This window comes from Sporosarcina sp. P26b (genome assembly GCF_002743245.1).
Lineage (GTDB): Bacteria > Bacillota > Bacilli > Bacillales_A > Planococcaceae > Sporosarcina > Sporosarcina ureae_C.
Window position 1 is genome coordinate 1 of record NZ_PDYW01000039.1, and the last position, 13,009, is coordinate 13,009.

The following is a 13,009-nucleotide window of genomic DNA, read 5'->3' on the forward strand; positions in this document are numbered from 1 at the left end:
CTCTTCATAGCTTATAAAGCCATCGTACCAAAACCGAATGTACTTGTGCGTCGGTATTGGCCGTACCCCATTTTAGCCACGTAGGCAGCTCGTAAAGAAGTCTCTTCATAGCTTATAAAGCCATCGTACCAAAACCGAATGTACTTGTGCGTCGGTATTGGCCGTACCCCATTTTAGCCTCGTAGGCAGCTCGTAAAGGAGGCTCTTCATAGCTTGTGAAGTCATCGTATCAGAACTGAATGTACTTGTGCGTCGGTATTGGCCGTACCCCATTTTAGCCTCGTAGGTAGCTCGCAAAGGAGGCTCTTCATAGCTTGTGAAGTCATCGTATCAGAACTGAAAGCCCTTGTGTGTCGGTATTGGCCGTACCCCATTTTAGCCTCGTAGGCAGCTCGTAAAGGAGGCTCTTCATAGCTTGTGAAGTCATCGTACCAAAACTGAAAGCCCTTGTGTGTCGGTATTGGACGTACCCCGTTTTAGTCTCAAAGGCAGCTTGTAAAAGTTTGTGATATGTATTCGGCCAATAGTGAATACCAACTGAATAGACAGTTAGTCAAACAGTTTCTTACTTGTACATCTTGTCACTTATGTGCATTCCGATTCTTCCATCTATGTGAAGTCACGAACTATCTTGGTCGAAGACTTTCTTGCCTTAAAAGCTTATACAACGATACTTTCTATGACTTGTGCTGCGAGCAGTCTAAAAAAACAATGAATCATTGCATAAAATAGAAAAATAGGCGTAGAAGGAGAGTAGTGAAGAAGACGGCATTTTATGTGCTTGTGATTGTTAGAGATCAATTTTGCTTCGATGAAGTAATAAATATAGATGGGAAGTAGGAAGAAGAGAGTAATTTGGTTCAATACTGTCAAGGCATTGAGAGAGTTTCGGAATAGGAGAAGTGGCTATATGATACGCACGTTTGGTATCTTGCTTGATTTGCAATTGAAACATATCGAATACATGCGTGAAGCGTATGAAGTTGATGCGTTTGATACGTCAAAAAATTTTGGTCGTGCGTTTGAAGGAGTGACTGTAACTGCTACACGGAATCGATTTACTAGGGTGCTACATGTTAATATGACCGTCGATGTACCTAAAATGCTGAATAAAGGAGATATAACAGCAAGCGACTTCTTGATAGTGGAATTAAAATTAAAAGAAATCATCGACACACTGTATGGAGATGATAACCTGTACTATCATCATCGCTTGACACGAATCGATTATCGTTATGATGCAGTGGTTGAGGATCAAACTATTCGTCAAGTGTATATCGACCTTTTCAAAAAATCGTATAGGAAGAAAGCAAGAAGGTTAAAAGAGATGGGTAGAATCAATCTTCAAGGAGAATTCGAAGAGTATGGGACTGGATTGGAGCATGTGAACGGATCAGTAGAGACTGCAATCTACGACAAAATGTCAGAGAGAATAGAGAAAAAGAAACCGATAAAAGATTACGAGCGAGATGTTTTACGCTTCGAAGTTAGACTAAAGAAAGATTTCCTGGCGTATCAAAAAAGAGAGTATGATGCTGAGCGTAAATTAGAAACATACTTCACTAATGATAAGTACAAAAAAATGATGGAGAAGTTTATTTTGGAAACGTATTTAGTCAGTGATTTTCATAAATACTCACAAGCCCTAGAAAAGATAGAAAAAAGTCATTATAGCATTCGTAGAAAAAAGTCAATTGAAAACTTTTTGGGGATAGTAACCCGTGGGGATCTTTCGAGTCCGCAAAAATCTATGTCGCCCGCTACGTTTAAAAATCGATTAACTGAGTGTAATGAATTGGGGTTCCATCCAATTACTATTCCTAATACATGGAAGCATGTCGCAGATTGTCTAGGAAACCCATTAGCACCTTTATGTAAAAAGATTAATGAAGAATAATAAAAGACAGTCATCCGAACTATTGGGTGACTGTTTTTCTATAAGAGCAAGCAAACGCCATAAACTTGCTGAGAATCATATTGAAGCATCTTATGAGTCAGCGTAGAATGAAAACTAAGTAAGAATTGAATAAGAGGTGACTTATGAAAATCAAGCAATTTTATCGCACGCAACGTGATTTGGCTTGTGCATTAAATCATGTAGTCGATACTTATTGGGATAACGGTATGGAAGATGAGCAACTTATACAGGTTATTAAAGAAATAAATGAGAATAATCCGGATAAGCTATTGAAAGACAATAATTTTACTAAAGTAGTGCAACAACAATGTGGAAAAAGACGTTTAGGAATTATAAGGAAAATATTAAACTTAAAATAGTAGGATAATTTGGGATAAAGGAGAAAACGAATGACAATGGATACAGAGTATTCTTCTGCTATGACAGGAGCTGCATTTATGCTTTATGAATTTAGACAGTTGGCTGCTTTAAAGGAGCAAGGGATGACTGATGAAGAAATTCGGAAGAAAACCATCCAAGAAAATATCTTCCAACATGAAAAGTTATCCAGTCTCAAACGCGGACTGCCTTCTATCTTAAGAAGAATCAATGCTATCGATGACATACTTCTGCGAACAGCTGCAGAAGGATCGCTGGAAGATGCGAAGGCAGTCAATCTGTACGCCATCATGAGAACTGATCGTCTTTTCTTTGAATTTATGGATGAAGAGATAGGCGATAAGCTACGCATGAATGAGTATAGCTTTGAGAAAAGAAAACTGAATCAGTTCTTCACCGTGAAGGCAGAACAACATGAGAAGATAGCAGGATGGACAGAGACGACTGTTTCAAAGCTCAAGCAAGTCTATAGGAGAATATTGATCGAAGCAGGGTACTTGCCAGATCAGCGGTCAAACGAATTATCTCATCTCTTGCTGGCTGAATATATAAAGCAGCATCTGGCAGATATCGGAGATGCCAACTATATCCGGGCGATGGGAGAGTGAAGAAATGTCTAGCTTGAATGCACGCTTAGATAAGATCATTCCAAAGATTAAAGAAGATAAATTTATTGAAGGACGAGGACTTGGCAATGAAATCAGCTTTTACGTATTTGATTACGAACCGCAACACGAATTGCTGGTGAGGGATTACATCCAGCACATAAAAAAAGAATTCAGCTACGAGAGTTCAGGGCGACAGATCATTGAATTTGATTTATATAGAATGTTGATTGATATCACAAAAGAAAAGCGGATTTTTGACCGGATTTTTGAGATGGAAGAGCGGCAAGGAAAAGATGCCTTGTTCAGGGCTATGACGACATTTGCAAAGCCTGATATCTTTCTCGAAAAAATTAAAGAGCAGATAGAAGACTGTAATATTGTGCTTCTGACAGGCATCGGGAAAGTTTATCCATTTGTAAGGTCTCATAATATCCTTAATAATTTGCAAGAGGTTCTAGATAAAGTGCCGGTTATTATGTTCTATCCCGGAGTATACAGTGGTGATGACTTGGTACTTTTTAATAAATTTAAGGATTCAAACTACTACAGAGCCTTTCGTTTGGTCGACTAGGGGACAAAGGAGGAATGAACGTGTTGCTGAAAGAGATGTTCCTGAAAAACATTGAACGCGACATACGCGGCGTCATTAAAGTCGCCCAGACAAGTGATCGAGACATTTATCAGGAGCTGGATGAATATGTGGTTACACAGGAGCTTCATAAGCACCTGTCAAAGTTCTACGACAACTACCAGAAAGGAATCGACGGCAAGACGGACAAGATGGGCGTCTGGATATCGGGCTTTTTCGGATCCGGTAAGTCGCATTTCTTGAAAATCTTGGCGTATCTGCTGGCAAACCAGCCGGTGGGGGGAAAGAGACCGATCGATTTCTTTGAAGAGAAAATACAGGATCCGCTTGTCTACGCTAACATGAAACGGACAGCGGATGTCGATACAGAAGTCATTCTGTTCAATATTGACTCTAAAAGCTCGCTCGACAATAAGTCGAAAGATGACGCGATTCTCCGTGTCTTCATGAAAGTATTTTACGAACACCGAGGCTATTTCGGTGATATACCCGGAGTTGCAGAGATGGAGAAATATCTCGATAAGCAGGGCGTCTATGAGGCATTTCAGCAGGAGTTTGAAGCATTGGCGGGTGAAGCGTGGGAAGATCGCCGTAACAGCTTCTATTTCGACGCAGATTTCGTCATCAGTGCTTTGACAAAAGTGACCGACATGTCAGTAGGATCCGCCCGTAACTGGTTCGAGAATGGCGTGAACAACTTTGAAATCAGTATTGAGAAGTTCGCAAAAGATGTCAAAGAATACATCGACAGCAAAGGACCGAACTTCCATCTCGTGTTCCTGGTGGATGAAATCGGACAGTATATCGGCGACAATCGCGGTTTAATGTTGAACTTGCAGACGTTAACAGAAGATCTCGGCACACATACTGAAGGAAAAGTCTGGATGATGGTGACATCGCAGGAAAGTATCGACTCGATCATCAAGGTAAAAGGAGATGACTTCTCCCGAATTCAGGGCCGCTTCGATACGCGTCTATCGCTCTCTTCCATTTCTGTAGATGAAGTCATCAAGAAGCGAATATTGGAGAAGCATCCGCATGTCTCGGACAAGTTGAAAGTCCTGTACCATGAAAAAAGTGCGATTTTAAAGAATCTGATCAGCTTCCGTGGGAATACAGCTGATTTACGCGGATACGAAGACGAAACAGAGTTTGCTGAAGTATATCCATTCGTTCCTTATCAGTTCAAATTGTTGCAGAACGTTTTTGAACAAGTCCGCAAACATGGATCTTCGGGTAAGCACTTATCTGAAGGGGAACGTTCCATGCTTTCTGCCTTCAAGGAAGCGGGGCTTCGCTATAAAGACGCGGAAGAGGGCACGCTGATACCGTTTTACGCGTTCTACGACACCATCAAGGAATTTTTACATCCATCCATTTCCCGTGTCATTGAGCGGGCGAGTACGAATCCTGCACTGGAAGACGACCCGTTCCATGCAGAATTGCTGAAAGTGCTGTTCATGATCAAGTATATTAGAGAGCTCCCGGCAAACATGGACAATATCGCTACACTGATGGTGACACATGTTGATGAAGATAAACTGCAACTGAAAGAGAAAATCAAAGTCTCACTCCGCAAATTGATCTCGCAGACATTGATTCAGCAAAACGGGGAAGAGCATATTTTCCTGACAGATGATGAGCAAGACATCAACCGGGAAATAAAGCATGTGATCATTGATGAGAACATCGTGAAGAGAGAGTTGGCCTCCTATGTGTTCAATGACCTGTATGATACGAAACGTTTTGTTTATTTAAAGAATTATTCCTTTCCTTTCAACCAGAAGATGGATGATAAAACGTATGGAAATCAAACATCAGCCATCGGTATTCGTATATTGACTCCTCTTTCAGATGAATACCACCGTACAGACCAGGAATTGATGCTGTTCTCCTCTGCGGAAGATGAGCTGGTTATAAAACTGGGAGGCAATGAAGCATATACGGAAGAAATGGCAGAAGCCTTGCGAATTGAAGAATACCGGAAGAAAAAAAACATCCCGCAACTCTCAGAGAACGTTCAAAATATCTTGAACAACAAGCTGGCAGAGGCCCGCGAGCGTAAGGCGAGAGTCCGTAACCTACTGGAAGCAGCCATCAAAGAGGGAACGTACTTCATCAACGGAAATGAAGCAGATATTAAAGGATCAACAGTGAAAGAAAAAATGCAAAACGCATTCAGCCAGCTTGTGGAGAATACGTACACGAAACTTGGCGATATCAAAGACACTCTCCAAAGCGAGCAAGAACTGGAAGTGCTACTTTCCGCAACTGACAGCCAAATCACATTTGATGAGGAAATGAAGAAAGATCGAAATGAGCAGGCTAAACGGGAATTGTTTAAATTCATTGAAATGGAAGAAGGAAAAAACAAGCAAGTTCGTGTCAAGATTATTTATGACCGATTTACAAATAAACCATATGGCTGGAAGCAACTGGACATCGCCGGATTGATTGTTAGCCTACTGAAAGAGCAGCGTATACGCATCCGGTATAATACGATTGAATTGGAGCTGAGCATGGATGCCAATCAATTGATGACAGTCTTGACTAAGACCAGTGAGTCAGACCGCGGTATCGTCATGAAACGAACGAAAGTCGATGAGAAACTGATCCGCACAGCGAAGAGTATCTGCCGTGATATCTTCAACACAACCGATCTGGCGGATGATGAAGACGGTCTCATAAAAGATATCCGTGGATTGATTGGTAGGCAGGTCGAAGAAATTGGACGTTACAAAGATCAATACCAAGGACGAAAGTATCCGGGCATGAGCCTGCTCGATAAGGGTCTGGAATACTTCGCCCAATTCACCAATCAGCTGGACAATGCAGCATTCTTCCTGAAACTGAGCGAACTTGAAGATGATCTTGCTGATTGGGAAGACGACGTCGCTTATGTAAAGAGCTTCTTTGATACGAACCAACGTGAAATATTCGACAAGGGACTGTCGGCTGGTGAAATCTACGAAGAAAACAAAATGTACCTGACAGATCCTGCTGTCGAACAGGCAATGAACCGTCTCCAAGAGATAGTGGCAAATCCAATTCCGTATAAAAGCATCAAAGAGATTCCTGAACTTGCATATTTGCTCGATGAAGAAATGGCAGCTATCCTGAAAGCGAAGAAACAAAATGCGTTGGAAAAGATCACGGAAGACAAAGAGCAACTGACAACAGCAGTAAAACAGTATGGAGTCTCTGATGAAACGAAACAGAAAGTAAAAAGTTATTATGCTCGAATGGAAGAAAATCTGTCTGCGTTCACCAACATTTATAAAGTCGATGCAGCCATTACGCAAAGCAGAGACTTTGTGAAAGAAGCATCAGTCGACATCCAGCGGGAAATTCAAAAATGGATGAGAAGGGAAACAGACAAAACGAGTACAGGAGGAGAAACATCGATACCGGCTCTTGTCCGAAAGACATCCGTTAAAGTAAACGACCTGGTCGATCTCACAGTGTTAACGTCTGAAGAAGACGTGGACCGCTACGTGCAGCAGCTGTCGAGAAAATTGAAAGAAATGATCCACTTGAATGATGAGATCGAAATCATTGAATAAATGACGAGACGCCCGGCATAGTCCCGGCTTCTTCAAAAGGGTGAAGAAAATGAATAAAACCGCATTGAAACGATTTGCTACTGAAGCAAGGAAAGAACTGCTGGAACGTGTTCAGCTGCAGGCGATGAAGCTCGGTATTACAGCAGATGACATCACGAAAGCGACCGTTGAAAGTTCCGACGCTGTCTTCATCGGCGATAGACAGCTGACAGATATCGAAAGACACCAGCGGAACAAACTGATTGCAAGAATTGAAGAAATCGGTTTCGAACGAGTCATGGACGAAGCAGCCTACACATGGTTCAACCGCTTCATTGCTTTGCGATACATGGAAGTGAATGACTACTTGCCGACAAAAGTCCGAGTGCTGTCATCCGCTGATCCAGACAGTACAGAACCGGATATGATGAAGGAGGCCTTGTCGCTTGATCTGGAACTGGATAAAGAACTTGTTTATGAGTTGAAGATGGAAAACAAGACCGATGAGCTGTTCAAGTATCTAATCAAAGTGCACTGCAATGACATGAACCGATACATGCCGTTCATGTTTGAAACGATTGAAGACTACACAGAGATCTTGTTTCCGGAAGGATTGCTAGGGACAGATTCGTTCGTTCGGGAAATGACGGATACGAAAGTCATCCTAGAGGAAAATTGGGGGAAAATTGAAGTTATTGGATGGTTGTATCAATATTATATCGCGGATGAAAAAGATCGCGTTTTCAAAGCGAAAAAGAAATACAAAGCAGAAGAAATCCCTTATGCCACCCAGCTGTTCACGCCTGACTGGATTGTCCAGTACATGGTGCAGAACTCACTCGGCCGCTATTGGACAGAAGCTCATCCGGAGCACATCGACTTAATCGATGGATGGGAATTCTTCCTGAAACATCAGCAAGAGGACTTCGAAGAGAAAATTGCCCCATATGTGAACAATGAACTGAATGTGGAGGATATCAAATGCTTCGACCCTGCCATGGGAAGCGGGCATATTCTTGTATATATGTTCGATGTTCTCCATAAAATCTATAGTAAGTGTGGATACATGGAACGGGAAATTCCTAGTTTGATCATAAAGAATAACCTTTACGGATTGGATATTGACGACCGTGCCTATCAGCTGGCAAGCTTCTCGATTGTCATGAAGGCTCTACAATATAATCGTCGATTCCTACGAAGTATCGAACGAGATGGCTTAAACATGAATTTGGCCTCCATACAAGAGACGAATGGCTGGACTGACGAAGCCATTGCATATGTGGCTGATGAGCAAAGCGGAGACCATTTGGAAGCCATCTATACATTCATTAATCAATACCATAACGCCAAAATATTTGGGTCTCTCATACGACTGACGGAGAAAGATACGGAGTTTATTGAACAGAGATTGAACGAAATAAAAAAATCACCGAGCGATTCCCTATTTGACACAAATTATAGGGAGCAATCTTTGGAACTACTGCCTTTGCTGATAAAGCAAACTGAGATTATGAGTCAGCAATATGATATTGTCGTCATGAACCCCCCGTATATGGGTTCTGGAAGCATGAATAAGGAACTTTCGGATTTCCTGAGAAAAAACTATCCAGATTCTAAAGCTGATCTTTTCGCTGTGTTTATGGAAGTAGATCATTACTTAAAAGAGAATGGATTCTATTCGGCAATTAACCAGCATTCCTGGATGTTTTTATCCAGTTTTGAAAAGTTGCGTAGAAAACTAATTACCGAGAAAACAATAGATACGATGCTGCATTTAGGACCTAGAGCTTTTGAGGAAATTGGCGGGGAAGTGGTACAGACTACGGCCTATGTGTTGCGTAAAATCAGTAATTTAGATTTGTTAGGTGATTATTTGCGATTGAGTGAGGAAAGAACGGCAGTAGAAAAGAAAAATAAGGCTGCCGTAGCTGTGCAAAATCCTTCCGTGCAATATAGGTACACATTTAATCAAGAAGACTACAAAAAAATTCCTGGGAGTCCGATTGCCTATTGGGCTGGTGAAAAAGCTTTAGACATATTCCAAAGCTATAGTAAATTACGAGATGTATTTGATTTGAAAGTTGGGTTACAAACAGGAAATAACGAAATTTTTATTAAGTTTTGGCACGAAGTGAATGTAAAGAATATAAATAGTAAGTGGGTATATTGCAACAAAGGCGGTGAATATAGAAAGTGGTATGGGAACTTTATGCACGTAATGTTTTGGGAAAACAACGGGATGGAAATTAAAGATCATCCCAGTGCAGTAATAAGAAATGAAGAGTATTATTTTAAACCTTGTGCAACATGGTCAAATGTAACGTACGGTGATTTATCTGTAAGATATGTTCCAAGAGGATTAATATTTGACCAAACTGGCCCCTCAATCTTCGAAAAAAATAATGATATAAACGAAATAAAAAAGGTTATGGGATATTTAAATTCTAAAGTAGCTTCGATATTCTCAGAAATGTTAAGCCCGACCTTACATTTTAATGTAGGAGAATTAACTAATTACCCTTATATTGAGGCAACTAATCAAAGTATCATTGAGCTGGTTAATGATAATATAGATATCTCTAAAAAGGATTGGGATTCATTTGAATGTTCATGGGACTTCTTAAAGCATCCATTTATGAATTCTCCGACAATAAAAATCGAGAAGAGCTATCTAAATTGGAGAAATCTTAAGGAATATCAATTTGAAAAAGTTAAATCGAATGAAGAAGAACTTAATAGAATTTTTATTGAGATTTACGATTTACAGGATGAATATCTACCAGCAGTTGAAGAAAAAGAGATTACTATTCGAAAAGCCTCTCTAGGACTAGACATCAAATCCTTTATCTCCTACGCAATCGGTTGTTCACTCGGCCGCTATTCGCTAGACGAAGAGGGCCTCATCTATGCCGGTGGTGAATTTGATTCTACTCGATACACAAAATTCCTAACAGACAACGACAACATTCTGCCGATCCTGTCAGGAGCTTATTTCGAAGATGACATCGTCACTCGCTTCGTCGATTTCGTTCGTATTACTTTCAGCGAAGAAACGCTTGAAGAGAATCTTGATTTTGTAGCAGATGCAATCGGCCGCCGGAAGAACGAGACAGCACGGGAGACGTTGTGGCGGTATTTCCTGAATGATTTTTACAAAGATCATGTACAGGTATACAAAAAGCGGCCGATCTACTGGCTGTTCACATCGGGCAAAGAGAAGGCGTTCAACTGTCTTATCTACATGCACCGTTATGATAAGACGACGCTGTCCCGTATCCGTACGGACTATCTACATGAAGTGCAGACCCGCATGGATGCAGAGAAGCAGGATTTGCTCGGCATTATTGAAGGCGGCTCGACTACAAGGGAAATCAGCAGTGCAAAGAAAGAATTGAAATCGCTCGATAAGAAAATTGATGAGCTGAAGGCATATGACGAACTGCTGCACCACTTTGCCGATATGCAGATCGAAATTGATTTGGATGATGGTGTGAAGGTGAATTATGAAAAGTTTAAGGGATTAGTGGCGAAGGTTTAATTCCCATCTAAGTACTAAAGTCATAGTGTCCAGATAAGTCATTATCACATTCAAAGGGGAGCAAGATATGGCGAAGCTAACATTTAGGGAGAAAGCAATCTTCGAGGAATTGTTTGAGATGGCATCGGGTTATGTAATTGATTTTAGTAATAATTCTTTTTCAAGGTTTATTGGAGAATCTATTAACATAGACATATACGATGGCCTTGGTTATGAAGAGTACTGCTCAAAGGCAAATAAGTTACGGCAGATATGGTCTAAAGAGTCTGACGCAGTAATCGGGACACTTATGGATGACTTGTTAACTTATTATAATGAAAGAATGGACAAAGAGCTATCTAAGTATGAGCAAAAAAAAATAAGCGAACTTAGAACAGTGGTAAATCGGTTGAAAGGAGACACTATGCCTGTAAGCTTGCCTCAGAAAAACGAAGAAACTTTACAAACTCTAATACAAGATATTAACAATTCATTGTCTCGCAATAAGCCGACATTAGTACTTGATAGACTGCATACATTTTCATCTAAATTGTTGCGACAGACTTGCATTGATAATAATATTACAGTTATAGATGGCAAGGGAAACAACTTACCACTACATAGCCTTGCAGGAATGTTAAAAAAGAAATATGAGAAAGACAAAATATTTGAGACCACCTTTACTCTAAGAGCCTTGCAGAACAGTATTTCTTTATTTGAAAGTTACAACGATATACGAAATGATAAAAGCTATGCTCATAACAATGACATTTTAGACTTGGTTGAAGCGGATTTTGTTGTGAAGGCAATGGCCAACGTCATTACTTTTATTGACAAGGTTGAAAATTACAGAAAAAGAGAAGAAATAAGAAAACAAAGCAACAATAAACACTTTGAATTACCGTTTTAGTATTATATCAATAATCTAGCATTGGATATACATTTTATATAACTAGTGTTTTTATTAGCCAAAAATAGGACGGTGTATTTAATGGATAAAATAAAATCTCTTGAAGATATGTTAAATAAGTATGTTGCTTTGAATAAACTGATAGTAGATGAGCAAGCAATGGCTATTGTACCTACACTAAGAAAAGCTAAGTTACCAGTAAATGATTTGGACGTTGAAGAAGATTTTATCTTCTTTTGTTTCACTAAATTCACAAAAACATTAATATCAATTCAATGTCTTATTAGACAGCATTTATTTGAAGATTCTTTAATTTTAACAAGGAGTAATTATGAATGTCTTATAAATGCCAAATCGGTTATTAATGATGAGGACATGGTAGATCATCTTGTTGAATATAAATTGGGGATTACTACAGGGAAATATACTCACCCTCTAACACAGAAAAGTAAACCGATAAGAAATAAATTAGAGCGTTCAAAAGATTCCACAGGAAGTTTTGAATATTTCTATCAAATAAACACGATAGCAGAAAAAGCGAATGAAACAATAACCTATGAATCATTGTATTCATATCTCTGTGAAATAACCCATTGTAATTTTTTAACTTCTGGTTACTACAGGAATGGTACTAATTATTCGTATAAAAATGAAAGTCCCTCTGCTTTGTTAAACGTTCTATTATGGAATGTATTTTTAAATTTAAAATTTTTCAACACATTAATTGAAGCAGAGATATTTGATATTCCAGACTTGGAAGAACAGGTTATTGGCGTATTGTCTTCTGATGTCATTAAAATTATTGAGATATTTGAAGAAGAAGAAAAAGAAATTAATAAAAGTATTGAAGAAGAAACTAATGAAGATAATAAGGCAGAGATGATAGATTCACTTGAAAGAATTAGTATATTGAAAGAAAACTTTATTTGAATTTTTAGAAGTTGTATTATAAAAATGGAAAAAGTAGAACCCATAATGTTTTCCGTTAGATATTCAATTTTGGACTCAGAAGAATACTCATCTTCATTTTTATACGCATGAAATCATTTATAAGATACATCCTAACGAAGAATCGAATTCTTATAGTTTATCGCTGAGAAGATATTTGGAAAACTTACCAGATAAGCTTTCTTCAGTGTACCCATCTCTTTTGAAACGTATCTATATAAAATTTTACATGCCAATAAGGAAGGAGAGTAACATGTCGTTCTTGTACGCAAGGAAACCAAGTGTGAAAGCAATTGCTATTTTATCGGTGGACAAGATAAACGCTCTGCGTCTAATGAAAGAAAACCGTGGAATCGACTTCCAGTTAGGCGTGCTGGATGGGTCAGATTTGGAGACTGTTACAAGGGTATATGGTGAATTCGCTCCATATCGTAAAGTCAAAACGGTTGAGTAATTGTTTGATCAGATGTAAGCGTCAAAAAATGAACACGTTGTTTCATATAAAAGAAAATGCCCCAAAGAATCGATTAAAGATTCTTCGGGGCATTTTCTATTTCTTTGACTGGATATAACAATTCTTTGGTAAGGTCTTCGACCAA

9 protein-coding genes are annotated in these 13,009 nt (G+C 39.3%); all 9 read left to right on the forward strand.

What is annotated here, in order from left to right; translation table 11 throughout:
• The first annotated feature begins 910 nt into the window (after positions 1-910).
• The 9 genes from CSV69_RS15785 (at position 911) to CSV69_RS15825 (ending at position 12,864) form a co-directional block, all read left to right on the forward strand.
• The gene (locus CSV69_RS15785) at positions 911-1,897 is read left to right on the forward strand and encodes a hypothetical protein (RefSeq protein ID WP_099693926.1); all 987 of its coding nucleotides are present in this window, start codon (positions 911-913) and stop codon (positions 1,895-1,897) included.
• Between the two features lie 143 nt (positions 1,898-2,040).
• Positions 2,041-2,277: a TIGR04540 family protein gene (locus CSV69_RS15790; RefSeq protein WP_099693927.1), complete on the forward strand. Its 237-nt coding sequence runs from the start codon at positions 2,041-2,043 to the stop codon at positions 2,275-2,277.
• 30 nt (positions 2,278-2,307) lie between these two features.
• On the forward strand, positions 2,308-2,904 hold the full coding sequence (locus CSV69_RS15795) for a DUF1819 family protein (RefSeq protein ID WP_099693928.1): 597 nt from the start codon (positions 2,308-2,310) through the stop codon (positions 2,902-2,904).
• Between the two features lie 4 nt (positions 2,905-2,908).
• The gene (locus tag CSV69_RS15800) at positions 2,909-3,475 is read left to right on the forward strand and encodes a DUF1788 domain-containing protein (protein ID WP_099693929.1); all 567 of its coding nucleotides are present in this window, start codon (positions 2,909-2,911) and stop codon (positions 3,473-3,475) included.
• Positions 3,476-3,489: 14 nt separating this feature from the next.
• Positions 3,490-7,056: a BREX system P-loop protein BrxC gene (brxC, locus tag CSV69_RS15805; protein ID WP_233192413.1), complete on the forward strand. Its 3,567-nt coding sequence runs from the start codon at positions 3,490-3,492 to the stop codon at positions 7,054-7,056.
• A 49-nt stretch (positions 7,057-7,105) separates the two neighbouring features.
• Positions 7,106-10,573, forward strand: coding sequence for a BREX-1 system adenine-specific DNA-methyltransferase PglX (gene pglX, locus CSV69_RS15810; RefSeq protein ID WP_099693931.1), 3,468 nt, complete (start codon positions 7,106-7,108; stop codon positions 10,571-10,573).
• Between the two features lie 67 nt (positions 10,574-10,640).
• Positions 10,641-11,462 carry an abortive infection family protein gene (locus CSV69_RS15815; protein ID WP_099693932.1) on the forward strand — a complete coding sequence of 274 codons (822 nt, stop codon included), beginning with the start codon at positions 10,641-10,643 and terminating at the stop codon, positions 11,460-11,462.
• An 81-nt stretch (positions 11,463-11,543) separates the two neighbouring features.
• The gene (locus tag CSV69_RS15820) at positions 11,544-12,392 is read left to right on the forward strand and encodes a DUF5677 domain-containing protein (RefSeq protein ID WP_099693933.1); all 849 of its coding nucleotides are present in this window, start codon (positions 11,544-11,546) and stop codon (positions 12,390-12,392) included.
• A gap of 271 nt (positions 12,393-12,663) precedes the next feature.
• The gene (locus CSV69_RS15825) at positions 12,664-12,864 is read left to right on the forward strand and encodes a hypothetical protein (RefSeq protein WP_099693934.1); all 201 of its coding nucleotides are present in this window, start codon (positions 12,664-12,666) and stop codon (positions 12,862-12,864) included.
• The last annotated feature ends 145 nt before the right edge of the window (positions 12,865-13,009 follow it).

Coding starts and splice junctions, on each gene's coding strand:
- CSV69_RS15785 (WP_099693926.1), top strand. CDS start 911: ATGATACGCACGTTTGGTATCTTGCTTGATTTGCAATTGAAACATATC.
- CSV69_RS15790 (WP_099693927.1), top strand. CDS start 2,041: ATGAAAATCAAGCAATTTTATCGCACGCAACGTGATTTGGCTTGTGCA.
- CSV69_RS15795 (WP_099693928.1), top strand. CDS start 2,308: ATGACAATGGATACAGAGTATTCTTCTGCTATGACAGGAGCTGCATTT.
- CSV69_RS15800 (WP_099693929.1), top strand. CDS start 2,909: ATGTCTAGCTTGAATGCACGCTTAGATAAGATCATTCCAAAGATTAAA.
- brxC (WP_233192413.1), top strand. CDS start 3,490: ATGAACGTGTTGCTGAAAGAGATGTTCCTGAAAAACATTGAACGCGAC.
- pglX (WP_099693931.1), top strand. CDS start 7,106: ATGAATAAAACCGCATTGAAACGATTTGCTACTGAAGCAAGGAAAGAA.
- CSV69_RS15815 (WP_099693932.1), top strand. CDS start 10,641: ATGGCGAAGCTAACATTTAGGGAGAAAGCAATCTTCGAGGAATTGTTT.
- CSV69_RS15820 (WP_099693933.1), top strand. CDS start 11,544: ATGGATAAAATAAAATCTCTTGAAGATATGTTAAATAAGTATGTTGCT.
- CSV69_RS15825 (WP_099693934.1), top strand. CDS start 12,664: ATGTCGTTCTTGTACGCAAGGAAACCAAGTGTGAAAGCAATTGCTATT.